The sequence below is a fragment of the Rathayibacter sp. VKM Ac-2857 genome (assembly GCF_013205025.1).
Taxonomy (GTDB): Bacteria; Actinomycetota; Actinomycetes; order Actinomycetales; family Microbacteriaceae; genus Rathayibacter.
Window position 1 is genome coordinate 356,755 of record NZ_JABMLE010000001.1, and the last position, 15,290, is coordinate 372,044.

Sequence of the window (15,290 nt, forward strand, 5' to 3'; positions counted from 1 at the left end):
GTCAGCTGACGCGCGCCGGCAGCAGCGCGCGAAGGTACTTCTTGACCTGCCGCTTCTGCACGACCCGGAGGACGGGCGTGCCGAGGCGGTAGAGGGCGGTGGAGGGACGCGAGAACACGCGGATGACGAGCCAGACGGAGTCGTCGGCGCGCTTCTCGACCACGAACGACTCCTCGCCGCTCTCCGGGTGGCCCTCGAGGGTGCCGTAGGCGAAGCCGACCTGGTCGGGCTCGTCGACGACGTAGACGACGCGCACGGGGGCGTTCACCGTCCGGCCGAGCAGCGTGATCTTGAGCACGGCGGTGACGCCGGCGGTGATGTACGGCGTGCCGTCCGCCGAGAACTGCTCCTCGGTCGGGCGGCTGGCGAGGTCGATCGGAGTGCCGGCGGAGTCGAAGTTCACGCCGGTGTACTGCACGCCGCTGCCGGCGGTGATGTCGGTGACGGCAATGCCGCTGCCGCGCTGCACGCCCCACGTCATCAGAGACGCGGTCGTGATCGCGAAGCGCTCGGCTCCCGAGCCGAGGCGCGCCTCGAAGCGCTCGGCGGTGAAGCCGTCCGGCGGGTACTCGAGCAGGTCCGGCGCGAGCGTGCCGCCGACGGCCGCATAGGTGACCTGCGGCTGCCCCTCGAAGCTCGAGCGCCGGACGCTCACTTCTTGTCCTTCGTCTCGACGTCACCACTCAGGGCGGCGATGAACGCCTCCTGCGGGACCTCGACGCGGCCGACCATCTTCATGCGCTTCTTGCCCTCCTTCTGCTTCTCGAGCAGTTTGCGCTTGCGGGTGATGTCACCGCCGTAGCACTTGGCGAGGACGTCCTTCCGCATCGCGCTGATCGACTCGCGCGCGATGATGCGAGCGCCGATCGCGGCCTGGATGGGCACTTCGAACTGCTGGCGCGGGATCAGCTTGCGCAGCCGTCCCGTCATCAGCACGCCGTAGGCGTAGGCCTTGTCGCGGTGGACGATCGCGCTGAACGCGTCGACCTGCTCGCCCTGCAGCAGGATGTCCACCTTCACCAGGTCGGCCTCCTGGTCGCCGGCGGGCTCGTAGTCGAGCGAGGCGTAGCCGGCCGTCTTCGACTTGAGGTTGTCGAAGAAGTCGAAGACGATCTCGCCGAGGGGCATGTGGTACCGGATCTCGACGCGGTCCTCGCCGAGGTACTCCATCCCGATCAGCGTGCCGCGGCGGCTCTGGCAGAGCTCCATGATCGTGCCGACGTAGTCCTTCGGCGCGAGGATCGCGGCGCGCACGATGGGCTCGGTCACGCTGGCGATCTTGCCGACCGGGAACTCGCTCGGGTTGGTCACCGTGACGGTGCTCTTGTCGTCGGTGGTCACCTCGTAGATGACGGACGGCGCCGTGGTGATCAGGTCGAGGCCGAACTCGCGGTCCAGCCGCTCGGTGACGATCTCGAGGTGCAGCAGGCCGAGGAAGCCGCAGCGGAAGCCGAAGCCGAGCGCGACCGAGGTCTCGGGCTCGTAGACGAGCGCCGCGTCGGAGAGCTTGAGCTTGTCCAGTGCCTCGCGGAGGTCCGGGTAGTCGCTGCCGTCGATCGGGTAGAGGCCCGAGAACACCATCGGCAGCGGCTCGGTGTAGCCGGGCAGCGCCTCGGTGGCGGGCTTGGACGCGGTGGTGACGGTGTCGCCGACCTTCGACTGGCGGACGTCCTTCACGCCGGTGATCAGGTAGCCGACCTCGCCGACGCCGAGGCCCTTGGTCGAGACGGGCTCGGGGCTGGAGACGCCGATCTCGAGGATCTCGTGCGTCGCGCGCGTCGACATCATCTGGATCTTCTCGCGAGGCGAGAGCTGGCCGTCGATCATCCGGACGTAGGTGACGACGCCGCGGTAGGAGTCGTAGACCGAGTCGAAGATCATCGCGCGGGCGGGGGCGTTCTTGTCGCCGACCGGCGCGGGCACCAGCTCGGTGACGCGGTCGAGCAGCGCCTCGACGCCGACGCCGGTCTTGCCGGAGACGCGGAGGACGTCGGCCGGGTCGCCGCCGATGAGGCTCGCGAGCTCGGCCGCGTACTTCTCCGGGTCCGCGGCGGGCAGGTCGATCTTGTTGAGGACCGGGATGATCGCCAGGTCGTTCTCGAGCGCGAGGTAGAGGTTCGCGAGGGTCTGCGCCTCGATGCCCTGCGCGGCGTCGACCAGCAGGATCGCGCCCTCGCAGGCGGCGAGCGAGCGGCTGACCTCGTAGGAGAAGTCGACGTGACCGGGGGTGTCGATCATGTTGAGCGCGAAGGTCCGCCCGTCGCGCTCCCAGGGCATGCGCACGGCCTGCGACTTGATCGTGATGCCGCGCTCGCGCTCGATGTCCATCCGATCGAGGTACTGCGCGCGCATCGCGCGGTCCTCGACCACGCCCGTGATGCCGAGCATGCGATCGGCGAGGGTGGACTTGCCGTGGTCGATGTGGGCGATGATGCAGAAGTTGCGGATGGACGCCGGATCGGTCGCGGCGGGCTCGAGCCCGAGGTGTGCACGTGGAGACATCGTGCGTCCAGTGTCCCACGGCCGGGGTCCGGCGGCGGGCGAGGGGCCGGGACCGGCCGGATCCGCTGCAGAACATCAGCTGTGGAGGGGGCTCAGCGCTGGTGGGCGATGAACGCCCTTCTCCGCTGATGTTCTGCGGGGGATCGCGTCTAGAGGTCGAGCCCGTAGGTGCGCGTGGGCTCGATCCCGGGTGGGTTCTCGCGCTCGGGGAGCCGGACGAACCCCATGCTCTCGTAGAGGGCGTGCGCGGCGAGCATGTCGGTGCCGCTGTTCATCACGATGCGGTCGACGCCCCGCTCGACGGCGAGCATCACCACGAACTCGGTGAGGAGACGACCCAGTCCGCGGCCGCGCGCCTCAGGAGCGACCGCGAGCAGTCGCCAGTCGAGCTCACCCGGGCGGCCGAGGGAGTAGAGGTTGGCGCCGGGAGCCGCGGTGGTGACGGTCGCGAGGATCGCGCCGGCCTCCTCCGCGACCCAGACCTCGCCCTCGCGGTCGTGCCGGGCGACGTCGGCGATTTCCGCCGCGTACTCCTCCCCCAGCTCATAGTCGTGGGCGTAGGCGGCGAGGCGCAGGCGGGAGACCCCGGCGTACTCGTCCGGGCGCACCCGGCGGACCAGGACGTCGTCGGCGCTCATGCGCTCACCGGAACCGACGGGGCCGGCAGGGCGCGCAGCCCGTGCTCCAGGTCGGCGGGGTCCGCTGCGAGGCAGACGCGGATCCAGCCCTCGCCGGTGCGCCCGAAGGCGCTGCCCGGCGCGACGGCGACGAGCGTCTCGAGGAGGAAGGACTCGGCCCACGAGGCGACGTCGCCGTCACTCGCGTGCGAGACGTCGATCCACAGGTAGAAGGCGCCCTCCGGCTCGCGGAAGCGGATGCCGCGCTCGTCGAGCAGCGCCGTCGCGAGCCGCAGGTTCGAGAGGTAGTGCGCGGCGGCGTCGACCACCGCGTCCTGCGGCCCGGTCAGTGCCGCGAGGGCCGCGCGCTGGTCGGGCGTCGCGACGCAGCTGATCGACGCCTCCTGGACGGTGACCATCGTCGAGGTCAGGCCGGGAGGGGTGACCAGGTAGCCGACGCGGACGCCGGTCATCGCGTAGGTCTTCGAGAGCGAGAAGACGCTGAAGACGCGGTCGTCGTCGTGGCCGGCCTCCTGCGCGAGCGCGGCGAGGCTCACGTGCGGGCGGCCGTAGGTGAAGCACTCGTAGACCTCGTCGCTGACGATCCAGAGGTCATGGCGGCGGGCGAAGTCCAGCAGCCGCTCGAGCGTCGGCCGCGGCAGGACGATGCCGAGCGGGTTCGACGGGCTGTTCACGACGATCGCGCGGGTGCGGTCGGTGACGATCCGCTCGAGCTCGTCCAGGTCGGGGAGGAAGCCGTTCTCGGCGCGGAGCGTGTAGGGCACCGGGACGGCGCCGATCATCCGCGCGTTCATCGTGAAGGTGGTGTAGCCGGGATCGGGCAGGAGCACCTCGTCACCGGGGCCGAGCGTCAGCGTCATCGCCTGGTAGAGCGCCTGCGTGGCGCCGACCGTGACCCAGACCTGCTCGACGTCGGCGCGGAACCCGTTGTCGCGGGCGAGCTTGGCGACGATCGCGCGCCGCAGCTCCATCAGGCCGCCGTTCGGGCCGTAGCCGGTGTCGTCCGCGGCCCAGGCGGCACGGGCCGCCTCGATGATGTGCGGTGCGACGGCGACGTCGGGCTCCCCCACTGCGAGCAGCGTCACGCCGTCCAGGCGGAGGGCGATCTCGAACAGCCGGCGGATGCCCGAGGGCGGAACGGCGGGGATGTGATCGGCGAGTCGGGGCATCGCTGGTCAGGCTACTGGCGGGCTCCTCCCGCGAGATGCCACTTGCGTACGCCTCGCGCGGCGTGTCGCGTACGCAACTGGCATCTCGCGGGAGGGGACGGGGCGTGGGCGGCGGGCGCGGCGCGGTTGAAGGGTGGCGGCGGGTGCGCTAAAGTTCCTTGTTGGCTTGCGCTCCACCATTGGCGTGTGTGGAGTGATTCAGAAGCCGGCGACCTCCAGTCGCACCGGGATGGCGTTTCCACGCCACCGGAAGGGGCACTCCGTCGAGTAGCCGGCTGCACACACATCCGAGAAGAAGGTAATAGACGTGGCAAACATCAAGTCGCAGATCAAGCGCAACCTCACCAACAAGAAGGCGAACGACCGCAACAAGGCGGTCAAGAGCGAGCTGAAGACCGCCGTCCGCGCGGTGCACTCCGCCATCGCCGCCGGCGACACCGAGAAGGCCGCCACCGCGCTCGCCTTCGCCGCCAAGAAGCTCGACAAGGCCTCGAGCAAGGGCGTCATCCACAAGAACCAGGCCGCGAACCGCAAGTCGGCCATCGCGAAGCAGGTCGCCGCGCTCTGAGCCTCTGGGCTCGCTGCAACGACGAAGGGTCCGGCCTCTGGCCGGGCCCTTCGTCGTTTCCGCTCGCCGTCGACGGACTCCTCGTTCCTCGTCGTCCGTCGCGCGGTCGGCTTCCGCAGATGGTCGCGCCGAGTGGAGCGTCTCGCGTCCCGGCTACGACGATTCGCTGGCACGCGAATCGCCTGTTCGCCTGCGGGGCCGCGGCTCCAGCACCACCGGCGCGCAGCGCGGGCCCGCGCGACGACATGCTGGTCGAGTAGCCCCGGAGGGGCGTATCGAGACCCACCGTCATCAGCAGGACCGGCGCCAGCTCGCGCGGATGCCGCGCAACGCGAGCCCGCACACCCCATGCTGGTCGAGTAGCCCCGCAGGGGCGTATCGAGACCCACCACCGCAAGGACGTCCGGTAGCGTCACCGTGACGGACGGCTCCCGCGAAGAGCTGCCCAGCGCGCGATCGGGGGATCATGACCAGCACGGAGACGGCGAAGCCGCTGAGCCAGGACAGGGCGATCCTCCTCGGACTGCTCGGCATGATCGTCGTGCCGACCGCGATCGTGGTCGGCACGAACTCCTGGACGGAGCCCCAAGCCGCGGACTGGGTCAGGATGGCCCTCGGCTCGGTGATCGCCGCGCTCGTCTCCGTCGTCGCGGCCTGGTGGCTCGCCTTCGACCGCCGTCGCGCACACGCTCCCGGCCGCACCTGGTTCTGGGGCGTCGCCTGCGTCTTCACGCTCGTCGCCGTCTCGACGATCTCCTCCGCCGCGGATCGACTCACCCGGCTGATCGAAGCGAGCTGACAGTGTCCATGACGCTCAACGCCGCCACCTAGCCCGCCTGACGGCGGACTAGCGATCCGGATCTCGATACGCCCGCTTCGCAAGCTACTCGATCAGCATGAATCGGGTGCCGCCCGCCTGATGCTCGATCACCGCCGCCCGGCTGTGCTGGCCGAGAAGCTGTGCGATCAACATGGTGTGAGGTCCGCCCGCCTGATGCTGGTCGTCGCTGCCCCTCCATGCTGGTCGAGTAACCCCGCAGGGGCGTATCGAGACCCACCGCCATCAGCAGGACCGACGCCAGCTCGCGGGGACGCTGCTCAGCGCGAGGCCGCGCAACCCATGCTGGTCGAGCAGCCCTGCAGGCGCGTATCGAGACCCACCGCCGCTGGCAGGAGAGGTCCCGGGCGGCGGAGCCGCGCGTCAGACCCCGCGCGCCGAGATGACCGACACCATGCGCTCGAGCGCGAACACCGGGTCGCGAGTCGCACCCTTGACGTTCGCGTCGGCCTCCGCGACGGTCAGGATCGCGGTCCCCAGCCCGTCACCGGTCCAGCCAGCCAGATCGCGGCGCGCGCGGTCCACCTGCCAGGGCGCGAGCCCCAGCCGCGACGCGATGTGGCCGGACCCCTCGCGAGACCCGGCGACCTTCGCCATCGTGCGCAGCTTGCTCGCGAACGCCGCGACGATCGGCACCGGATCCGCACCCGATGCCAGCGCATGGCGAAGCCCCAGGAGCGCCTCCCCGTGCCGGCCGGCGATCGCGGCATCGGCGACCGTGAACGCGGTGGTCTCGACGCGACCGCCGTAGTACTTCGCGACCGTCGCCTCGGTGATGTCCCCGGTCACGTCGGAGACGAGCTGCTGGCAGGCCGAGGCGAGCTCGTCCAGGTCGTCCGAGAACGCCGACACCAGCGCCCGCACCGCTCCGGTGGTCGCCGTGCGCCCCGCGGTGCGGAACTCCGCGATCGCGAAGTCGACCTTGTCGCTCTCCCGCTTGAGCTCCGCGCAGACGATCTCGATGCCGCCGCCGATGCCCGAGCGGATCGCGTCGAGCAGCTTCTTGCCGCGGTTGCCGCCGCCGTGCCGGAGCACGACGGTCGCGCCGTCCGCGGGCTGGGCGAGGTACTCGATCATCTCGACGAGGAACGCGTCCGAGCACTTCTCCACGTTCGAGACGCGCAGCAGCCGCGGCTCGTCGAACAGCGACGGGCTCGCCAGCGTCAGCAGCTCCCCCGGCGCGTAGCCGCCGGCGTCGATGTCATTGACCTCGAGACTCGGGTCCTCGGCGCGCAGGAACTCGCGGAGGAACCGCAGTGCCCGGTCGGCGAGGAACTGCTCGGGACCGGTGATCAGCACGATCGGAGCGGGTCGCGTCTGGTTCCACGCGAGCTGCGGGATCGCCGCCTTCGAGGGGGCCGCCTTGCCGCGGGCCGGGGCTCTGCCTGCCATGCCGTCGTCCTTCCGTGACCCTCGATTCTACGAGTCCGGGGACACCCGCTGGAGAAGCGAGGAGAGGTCGTGCCGTCAGGACGGACCGCGCCGCCGCTGCCTCTCGAGGAACTTCAGTCGATACCTGCGGGAATCGGAGAAGGCGCCGATCCCCGTTCCGAGCAGCGCGACCGCGGAGAGGACGATCCACCACGGCGGCTGGTGCGGCACCGCGGCCAGGAACAGGAGGACTGCCATGTGGGCGAACATGACCAGTGGGATCGAGACACCCGGTTGATCCTTCCGGAGTTCGGGTCGTTCCTTCCGAGTCACGCCGACTCCTTCTCCTCGTCACGCCACGTCGATCCCGTATCCAAGCAGTCGGCGACGTCCGCGACCGATCCGCGGCGCAAGGCTGTCCACTCCGTCGCAAGACACCCGCGGATCGGGTTCCGGCAGCACCGTCCTCCCCGGCGACGGGCGACCCTCGGCTGAGCACAGGCGCGGTTCGACCTCCGCGCTCGTCCGGAGCAGCCACCGGGGCGGCGGCGCCGCTCGTCCAGACCCCGACGCCCTCCGGTCGCGAGGAGAGCAGCACCGTCCCCTCCAGGTCGGTCCGCAGGGCGCGGGTCCCGCGCTCGGCCAGCAGGGCGAGCAGCGACGGCGTCGGGTGGCCGTACGTGTTGTCCGCGCCGACCGAGACGAGGCCGATGCGGGCGCCGAGCGCGTCGTAGAGGGCGGGCGACTGGTCGGCGGAGCCGTGGTGCGCCACTTTCACGACGTCGACGCGGCCCGGGTCCAGGCGCGCGAGCCGGCCCTGCTCCTCGGCGCCGAGGTCGCCGAGCATGGCCAGGGACAGCGGCCCGCCGATCGCGTCCGCGGCGATGTCGATCCGCAGGGTCACGCTCGCCTCGTTGCCGCGGAGGGTGGTCCCCCGCTCCGGCCAGACGACCCGCCAGCGCAGCGAGCCGACCGAGCCGCTGTCGCCGCGCGCCGCTTCCCGCACCGCGGCGCCGCCGGACACGAGGTCGGCGCGGTCGCGGGTGTCGCCCTCGTCCGCCACCGGACCGACGAGCGCCTCGTCGACGCGGCCGACCACGGCCGCCAGGCCGCCGACGTGGTCGAGGTCGTAGTGGGTGAGCAGCAGCAGCGCGAGGCGGTCGATGCCGAGCAGGTCGAGGCACGCGTCGAGCCGCTCCGGCAGCGGCCCGGTGTCGACGAGGACCACCCCGGCGTCGCCGCGGACCAGTACCGCGTCGCCCTGCCCGATGTCGCACATCGCCACCCGCCAGTCGGAGGGGACGGCGGCGGTGCGCAGCAGCGGGGTCGCCACGCCCGACGCCGCTCCGACGACGAGCGCCCCCGCCAGCACCGTCGCCGCGCACCGCCGCAGCAGCCGGAGTCGACGGGACCGGGTGACCAGCAGCAGCGCGAGCACGGTCAGGACCGTGAGCGCCAGCAGCCCGCCGAGCCCGGGCAGCCAGGCGATCCGCGGAGACGGCCAGCTCGCGACGGCGCGCGCGATCGAGGCGATCCACCAGGCCGGCACCGCCGCGAGCCGGATCGCCACGTCGGCCCCCACCGGCCACCACGGCGCGAGCAGGCAGCCGATCAGCCCGAGTCCGGTCGCCGCGGGTGCCGCCGGCTCGGCGAGCAGGTTCGCCAGCACCCCGTAGACCGGGATCGTCGGATCGATCAGCAGGACCGCCGGCTGGCACGCGAGCTGCGCCGCCAGGGGTACCGCGATCAGCAGCGCGAGCGGTCGCGGCAGGACGTCCTCGAGCCGGCGCGCGATCGGCTCCGCCGCGAGCAGCAGCCCACCCGTCGCCAGCACGGACAGCACGAAGCCGAGCCGCCCCGCGATCGACGGATCGACGAGCATCAGCAGGACGACGCTCGCCAGCAGCGCCGGGACCGCCGCACCGGACCGCCGCCCCAGCCGTGCGAGCAGCACGACGGTCGCCATCACCGCCGCCCGCACGACGCTCGGCTCCGGAGTGACCAGCACGACGAACGCTGCGAGGACCGCCAGCGCCGAGAGGGTGCGGAGGCGACGGCCGGCGCCGAGCAGCGCGGCGACGAGCCAGCCGGCCGCGACCACGACCGCGCAGTTCGCTCCGGAGACCGCAGTGAGGTGGGTGAGCGAGGCGGTCCGCATGTCGTCCTCCAGGTCGGACGAGAGGGCTGAGGTGTCCCCCGTCGCGAGGCCCGGTAGAAGGCCTGCGACGTCTCCGCCGATCATCGCGGTCCGGGCGAGGAAGCCCGCGCGCAGCACCTCCGCGACCGCCGCCACTCCGACGGGCGGGCGTCGCTCGAGCACGGCGCTCGCGGTCAGGAGCGTGCTCTCGCCGACGGAGCCCGGCTCCTCTGCCCGGACCCGGAGCACGACCTCGGAGCCGACCGGCAGTCGGCCGCCGGGCTCGGCCAGGAACACCCGCACCGGCGCGGACATCGGCTGATCCTCCAGCTGCAGCGCGGTGCCGTCGAACCACACTCCGCCGGCGGTGAGCGGCCGCGCGGAGGTCTCGATGCGGACGAGCACCGCCTGAACCGCTCGGGATTCCGCCGCCGCCCGCAGCTCCGAAGGGTGCCGCTCGGGCGCTGCGACCACGACGGAGGTGACGGCCAGCGCCGCTCCTCCGAGTGCCACCGCGATCCCGGCCAGGACGACGGCCGCGCGGCGACGACGGAACACGAGCACCGTCGCGACGACGACGAGGGTCACCGACCACGCCACCGTGCAGAGCAGCGCCCCGCCCCCGAAAACGGCCGTGACCGGCAGCAGCCCGGCCGCCGCGGCCGCCGCCCACGCCGCGAGCGCGAGCGGCAGCAGCCGCAGATCCTGCGCGCGGATCACGGCGCCACCTGCTCGCGGAACGCCTCGAGCGTCTTCTCGCCGACGCCCGGCACCTCCAGCAGCTGGTCCACCGAGGTGAACGGCCCGTGCTCCTCGCGGTAGGCGACGATCTTCGCCGCCGTCGCAGGGCCGATCTCGGGCAGCTCCTCCAGTTGCGCGGCCGTGGCCGTGCTCAGGCTGACGATGCCGCCGGTGGTGCCCGCAGCTGCGGCCGGACCCGTGCCGCCCGGCACGACCGCCGCACCCCGCTCGGGGACGAGGATCTGCTCACCGTCCACGAGCCGCCGTGCGAGATTCACGGCTGCCCGCTCGGCTGCTTCCGTGAAGCCACCCGCCGCCGCGAGCGCATCGGCCACCCGCGCACCAGGATCGAGCAGGTAGAGGCCAGGCGCGGCGACCGCTCCGGCGACGTGCACGTAGAGGACCTCGCCCGGACTGCTGCTGGGAGGAGGCGAACCGGTCGCGCCCGCAGATGCCGGCGCTCCAGACGGACCCGCCGCAGCAGCGGCACCACCGGCCGGCGCGAGCACCTCCGTCCGGCCGCTCGCCCGCGTCCCTGCGAGGAGCACTGCCACGACCGCTGCCGCGATCACCAGCACCATCGCCGCGCCGACCCCGATCCGCCAGCGCGATCGCGCTCGGCGCGGACGTCGCAGCAGCCCCGCGGGGTCGTCGGCCTGGCTCGTCTGCTGCATCCGACGACGCTAGGGCGGCCCGGTTCGGGCGATCATCGACTCCCTCGGATCAGTGGACGAAGCTCGACATCCCGTCCTGTGGAGGACGCCCGCCCCGCCCGCTCAGAGCAACCGCAGCCGCCCGACGATCTTGTCGATCCGGTTCCTCGGTCCGATCAGACCGACCGCCAGGTACTCGACGAGCTCCGGCGCGGTCGCCCCGAGCACCTCCCGGTACTCGTCGTACACGCGGGTGTCCTGCGCGGCGGCGGGCATGTCGGCGACGAACGTCCCCTCGTGCGCCTCCGCCTTCGCCCGGATCGTCCGGAGCGTCGCCGCATCGGCCGCGAGCACGGTGCAGCCCGCCCACGGCAGCCCCGGGTGCTCGGAGCCCGTGGTGTCCTGCGCGGCCGGACCGAGCAGGCCGGTCACCTGCGCGCCGGTCGCGGCCGCGACGCAGACGGCGGCGTTCACCGCCCGCCCGATCGGGAGCGCCTCGTCGACCACGACCACCCACTTCAGACGCGCCGATCGGGTCGGCGCCGCGGTGTCGATCTCGTCCTCGGCGTAGCCGACCGGTGCAGTGCTCATCGTCGTCCCTCTCTGGTCGGTCCTCCCGACCGGCCGCGCTCACGATAGGCGGATGGGCGAGCCTCCCGCAGGATGTCCGTATGAACGACCAGCAGAACCGCGACGGAGCGGTCCTCGACGCGCTCGACATCGCCATCCTCCGCCTCCTCCAGTCGGATGCGCGGATGTCCAATCGCGACGTCGCGACCGCGGTCGGCGTGTCCCCCACCACCTCCCTCGATCGCATGCGGCGCCTGCGCACCCGCGGCGTCATCCGGGGCGCCACCCTCGACGTCGACCTCGCCGCGATCGGACGCGGCGTCCAGGCGCTGATCGCCGTTCGGATCCGGCCGCCGTCCCGCGAGGTGATCGAGTCCTTCCGCGACTGGGTCAGCGGCCTCGAGCAGACCCTCGGCGTCTTCGTCACCGCCGGCAACGAGGACTTCATCATCCACGTCGCCGTCCGCGACAACGACGACCTCTACGCCTTCGTCATCGACCGCCTCACCGAGCGCCGCGAGGTCGCCGACGTCCGCACCTCGGTCGTCTACCAGCACATCCGCAACGCGTCGGTGCCGCCCGCCTGAGCGAGCGCGTCGGCAGTGGGAACGCCCAACGGCCGGAGATGAGCGACCGCGAGAGGGAGGTACTCGCCGAGCTCACCCGCGGTCGCTCGAGTATCGAGCGGACGGGACGCCTCCGGCGCCGGCGCAGGGCGGCGAGGAGACTGACGTCTGCAGGGGGGTGGGTCTCGATACGCCGCTTCGCGGCTACTCGACCAGCATGAAAGCGGGCCTCTCTTCCAAGTAGGTCGCTTCAGCGTGCAGAGGTACCCGTCACTGGCGGTTCTTCGTCCTCTCCAGTGCCGCGATGGTGCGCAGCATCAGCGCCATCGTGCCGAAAGCGACGGCGGCGACCAGCGCCGGCAGGTGAGTCAGGACCCCGAGTGCGACGGGTGCGGCTCCCCAGGAGACACTGATCACGAGCGCTGCGACGATGAAGGCCAGCAGCTCGAGCCCTGAGTGCGGCGTCGACCGCACTGCGACCGCCGCGAGGAGTGTGCAGGCGACGATCGCAGACGCCGCCACGATGATCGCCGCCGTGTCGAGAGCGCGGAGTGCGGTGAACGCCGCGTCGAACAGGATCTTCGCGATCAGGAGCGAGGCGACGATGCGCCGCGAGGAGAGGGAGAAAGCCTTCATGAGCACTCCCGGGGTCAGAGGAGGAACGAGACGGCATCGACGTCGACGAGCATCAGTGCCGGGAGGACGCGAGAGACAGCACTCTTACACGTATGGAGACGGTGTACTCGGGCCTGACGTCCGGCGACGGTCGGCACGACGTCCTGGCATCGTCCGCCCGGGCACCTGGCGGATCACGGCAGACCTCTCCGCCTGGGACAGCGCGTCGGCACGGGAACGCCGAAAGGGCCCCTCCGCAGTGGAGGAGCCCCTTCGAGGAGGTCCGGTGCTCGGAAGGACCTACGCCGGCTTCGTCACCAGGTTCACCAGGCGCGGCGCCCGGACGACGGCGGTGACGACCTCGCGGCCCTGCAGCGCCCGCGCGACACCGGTGGCCGCGCGCGCCTTCTGCTCGAGCTCGTCCGAGGAGATCTTCGGCGAGACCTCGATCCGGTCGCGGACCTTGCCGTCGACCTGCAGGATCGCGGTGACCTTCTCCTCGACCAGGAGCGTCGGGTCGGCCTTGCGCCAGAGCGCGTGCGCCACCGAGCCCTCGTAGCCCAGACGGTTCCACATGTCCTCGGCCGTGTACGGCGCGAACAGGTTGAGCGCCATCGCGACGACCTCCGTCGCCTCGCGGACGGCGGGGTCGCCCGCGCCGGCACCGGAGTCGATGACCTTGCGGGTCGCGTTGACCAGCTCCATCAGGCGCGCAACGACGACGTTGAATTTGAACGCCTCGATCAGCGACGGCGACTCGGCGAGGAAGCGGTGCGTCTGCCGGCGCAGTGCCGCGTCGCCGTTCTTCCACTCCACGTCGGGCTTGGTGGTGACGTCCTTCGCCAGGCGCCAGGCGCGGGCGAGGAACTTCGCGCTGCCCGACGGCGAGACGTCGGCCCAGTCGATGTCGTCCTCGGGCGGGCCGGCGAACGCCATCGTCAGGCGCACGGCGTCGACGCCGAACTCGTCCAGCTGGTCGGACAGGCGGACGATGTTGCCCTTCGACTTCGACATCGCGGCGCCGTCCATCTGCACCATGCCCTGGTTGAGCAGCGCGGTGAACGGCTCGGTGAAGGAGACGTAGCCGAGGTCGAAGAGCACCTTGGTGATGAAGCGCGCGTAGAGCAGGTGCAGGATCGCGTGCGTCACGCCGCCCACGTACTGGTCGACGGGCGCCCACTTCTCGGCGAGCTTCGGGTCGAACGCCTGGGTGTCGTCCTTCGGCGAGAGGAAGCGCAGGAAGTACCAGGAGGAGTCGACGAAGGTGTCCATCGTGTCCGGGTCGCGGCGCGCGGGGGTGCCGTCGTTCGGGTTCGTGACGTTCACCCAGTCCTCCGCAGCACCGAGCGGCGACGAGCCCTTCGGCTGCAGGTCGAGGCCGTCGGTCGAGGGCAGGCGCACGGGCAGCTGGTCCTCTGGGACGGGGATCAGCTCGCCGTTCTCGCCGTGGATGATCGGGATCGGCGTGCCCCAGTAGCGCTGGCGCGAGATCAGCCAGTCGCGCAGGCGGTAGTTCTTGGCGGAGCGGCCGCGGCCGCGCTCCTCGAGCAGCTTGATCACGCGCTCGATGGCGGTGCGCTTGGAGAGGCCGTCGAGAGGGCCGGAGTTGATCAGGCGGCCGTCGCCGGTCAGCGCCTCGCCGGTGGTGGCCGGGTCGAGCGAGTACTCCTTCTCGAGCGCGGCGAGCTCCTCCGGGTCCTTCGGGATCACCGGGATCGCGCCGGTGACCGAGGCGGTCGTGTCGACGACGACCCGCACCGGCAGGTCGAAGGCGCGGGCGAAATCGAGGTCGCGCTGGTCGTGCGCGGGGACGGCCATCACCGCGCCGTGCCCGTAGTCGGACAGGACGTAGTCGGCCGACCAGATCGGCAGGCGCTCGCCGTTGACGGGGTTGATCGCGTAGCGGCCGAGGAAGACGCCGGTCTTGGGGCGGTCGACGGTGAGGCGCTCGATCTCACTCGACTTCTGCACCTTCTCGAGGTAGCTGCGGAAGGCGGTCTGCAGCTCCGGGTCGGCGCCCTCGACCAGCTCGGCGGCCAGGTCGGAGTCGGGTGCGACGACCATGAAGGTCGCGCCGAAGAGGGTGTCGGGGCGCGTCGTGAAGACGGTGATCCGCTCCTCGCGGCCCTCGATCTCGAACTCGACGTCGGCGCCGATCGAGCGGCCGATCCAGTTGCGCTGCATGGCGATGACCTTCGACGGCCAGGAGCCCTCGAGCTGGTTGAGGTCGTCGAGCAGGCGGTCCGCGTAGTCGGTGATCTTGAAGTACCACTGGGTGAGCTTCTTCTTCACGACGACGGCGCCGGAGCGCTCGGAGGTGCCGTCGGCGAGGACCTGCTCGTTCGCGAGGACGGTCTGGTCCACCGGGTCCCAGTTGACCCAGCTGTCCTTGCGGTAGGCGAGGCCCTTCTCGTACATCTTGAGGAACAGCCACTGGTTCCACTTGTAGTACTCGGGGTCGGAGGTGTGCAGCACGCGGTCCCAGTCGAAGGACGCGGCGTAGCGCTTCATCGAGCGCTTCTGCTGCTCGATGTTGTCGTAGGTCCAGGTGACCGGGTTGAGGCCGCGCTTGATCGCCGCGTTCTCGGCGGGCAGGCCGAAGCTGTCCCAGCCGATCGGGTGCAGCACGTTGAAGCCCTGCTGGCGCCAGTAGCGGGCGATGACGTCGCCCAGCGCGTACGCCTCCGCGTGGCCCATGTGCAGGTCGCCGGAGGGGTACGGGAACATGTCGAGCACGTACTTGCGCGGGCGCTTGTCGGTGGAGTCGCCGGTCGCGAACGGCCGGGTCTCCTCCCAGATCGGGAGCCACTTCTCCTGGAGCGCGCGGAAGTCGTAGCGCTCCTCGTCGGTCGGGCCGGTCTGCTGGGAGGTCTCTTCTGCCACAGGTGTGTCCTACTTCTGTGAGGGTGGGGGTGGGCGCGC

The 15,290-nt window shown here is 71.4% G+C and carries 13 protein-coding genes; 3 read left to right on the top strand and 10 right to left on the bottom strand.

What is annotated here, in order from left to right; all coding sequences use genetic code 11:
- Position 1 precedes the first annotated feature (1 nt).
- The 4 genes from HQQ86_RS01640 to HQQ86_RS01655 all read right to left on the bottom strand — a co-directional run bounded on the left by HQQ86_RS01640 (position 2) and on the right by HQQ86_RS01655 (position 4,309).
- Positions 2-655 carry a DUF1990 family protein gene (locus HQQ86_RS01640; protein ID WP_123445616.1) on the bottom strand — a complete coding sequence of 218 codons (654 nt, stop codon included), beginning with the start codon at positions 653-655 and terminating at the stop codon, positions 2-4.
- Positions 652-2,502: a translation elongation factor 4 gene (gene lepA, locus HQQ86_RS01645; RefSeq protein ID WP_173285941.1), complete on the bottom strand. Its 1,851-nt coding sequence runs from the start codon at positions 2,500-2,502 to the stop codon at positions 652-654. Before lepA ends, HQQ86_RS01640 begins: the two co-directional genes overlap by 4 nt.
- Positions 2,503-2,651: 149 nt before the next feature.
- The gene (locus HQQ86_RS01650) at positions 2,652-3,140 is read right to left on the bottom strand and encodes a GNAT family N-acetyltransferase (protein WP_173285943.1); all 489 of its coding nucleotides are present in this window, start codon (positions 3,138-3,140) and stop codon (positions 2,652-2,654) included.
- Positions 3,137-4,309 (bottom strand): pyridoxal phosphate-dependent aminotransferase, encoded by a 1,173-nt coding sequence (locus HQQ86_RS01655; RefSeq protein WP_173285945.1) that lies wholly within the window; start codon positions 4,307-4,309, stop codon positions 3,137-3,139. The genes HQQ86_RS01650 and HQQ86_RS01655 overlap by 4 nt, the downstream gene beginning before the upstream one ends.
- 307 nt (positions 4,310-4,616) lie before the next feature.
- Here HQQ86_RS01655 and rpsT point away from each other — a divergent pair, with 307 nt between their 5' ends.
- Both rpsT and HQQ86_RS01665 read left to right on the top strand, forming a co-directional pair.
- On the top strand, positions 4,617-4,877 hold the full coding sequence (gene rpsT / locus HQQ86_RS01660; RefSeq protein WP_160088609.1) for a 30S ribosomal protein S20: 261 nt from the start codon (positions 4,617-4,619) through the stop codon (positions 4,875-4,877).
- A gap of 466 nt (positions 4,878-5,343) precedes the next feature.
- Positions 5,344-5,676: a hypothetical protein gene (locus HQQ86_RS01665; RefSeq protein WP_173285947.1), complete on the top strand. Its 333-nt coding sequence runs from the start codon at positions 5,344-5,346 to the stop codon at positions 5,674-5,676.
- Positions 5,677-6,078: 402 nt separating this feature from the next.
- Here HQQ86_RS01665 and holA read toward each other — a convergent pair whose 3' ends face one another.
- The 4 genes from holA to HQQ86_RS01685 form a co-directional block, all read right to left on the bottom strand.
- A complete protein-coding gene (gene holA / locus HQQ86_RS01670; protein ID WP_173285422.1) occupies positions 6,079-7,014 on the bottom strand; it encodes a DNA polymerase III subunit delta in 936 nt (311 codons plus the stop codon).
- The gene (locus HQQ86_RS01675) at positions 6,917-9,943 is read right to left on the bottom strand and encodes a ComEC/Rec2 family competence protein (RefSeq protein WP_173285949.1); all 3,027 of its coding nucleotides are present in this window, start codon (positions 9,941-9,943) and stop codon (positions 6,917-6,919) included. Before HQQ86_RS01675 ends, holA begins: the two co-directional genes overlap by 98 nt.
- Complete coding sequence (locus HQQ86_RS01680) at positions 9,940-10,638, bottom strand: ComEA family DNA-binding protein (RefSeq protein ID WP_173285951.1); 699 nt, start codon at positions 10,636-10,638, stop codon at positions 9,940-9,942. Before HQQ86_RS01680 ends, HQQ86_RS01675 begins: the two co-directional genes overlap by 4 nt.
- A gap of 102 nt (positions 10,639-10,740) precedes the next feature.
- Entirely contained in the window at positions 10,741-11,208 is a 468-nt protein-coding gene (locus HQQ86_RS01685; RefSeq protein WP_173285953.1) for a DUF2000 domain-containing protein, read from the bottom strand.
- Positions 11,209-11,288: 80 nt separating this feature from the next.
- Between HQQ86_RS01685 and HQQ86_RS01690 the strand changes: the two genes are divergently transcribed.
- Entirely contained in the window at positions 11,289-11,774 is a 486-nt protein-coding gene (locus tag HQQ86_RS01690) for an Lrp/AsnC family transcriptional regulator (RefSeq protein WP_173285955.1), read from the top strand.
- 249 nt (positions 11,775-12,023) lie between these two features.
- Here the strand turns inward: HQQ86_RS01690 and HQQ86_RS01695 are convergent, their stop codons facing one another.
- Positions 12,024-12,389 carry a hypothetical protein gene (locus HQQ86_RS01695; RefSeq protein ID WP_173285958.1) on the bottom strand — a complete coding sequence of 122 codons (366 nt, stop codon included), beginning with the start codon at positions 12,387-12,389 and terminating at the stop codon, positions 12,024-12,026.
- 279 nt (positions 12,390-12,668) lie between these two features.
- On the bottom strand, positions 12,669-15,251 hold the full coding sequence (leuS, locus tag HQQ86_RS01700) for a leucine--tRNA ligase (protein ID WP_173285960.1): 2,583 nt from the start codon (positions 15,249-15,251) through the stop codon (positions 12,669-12,671).
- Between the last annotated feature and the right edge of the window lie 39 nt (positions 15,252-15,290).

Bases quoted from the DNA above. Each gene is read 5' to 3' on its own strand.
- lepA (WP_173285941.1), bottom strand. From the start codon at position 2,502: ATGTCTCCACGTGCACACCTCGGGCTCGAGCCCGCCGCGACCGATCCG.
- HQQ86_RS01695 (WP_173285958.1), bottom strand. From the start codon at position 12,389: ATGAAGGCTTTCTCCCTCTCCTCGCGGCGCATCGTCGCCTCGCTCCTG.
- HQQ86_RS01680 (WP_173285951.1), bottom strand. From the start codon at position 10,638: ATGCAGCAGACGAGCCAGGCCGACGACCCCGCGGGGCTGCTGCGACGT.
- HQQ86_RS01665 (WP_173285947.1), top strand. From the start codon at position 5,344: ATGACCAGCACGGAGACGGCGAAGCCGCTGAGCCAGGACAGGGCGATC.
- HQQ86_RS01690 (WP_173285955.1), top strand. From the start codon at position 11,289: ATGAACGACCAGCAGAACCGCGACGGAGCGGTCCTCGACGCGCTCGAC.
- HQQ86_RS01685 (WP_173285953.1), bottom strand. From the start codon at position 11,208: ATGAGCACTGCACCGGTCGGCTACGCCGAGGACGAGATCGACACCGCG.
- HQQ86_RS01650 (WP_173285943.1), bottom strand. From the start codon at position 3,140: ATGAGCGCCGACGACGTCCTGGTCCGCCGGGTGCGCCCGGACGAGTAC.
- HQQ86_RS01655 (WP_173285945.1), bottom strand. From the start codon at position 4,309: ATGCCCCGACTCGCCGATCACATCCCCGCCGTTCCGCCCTCGGGCATC.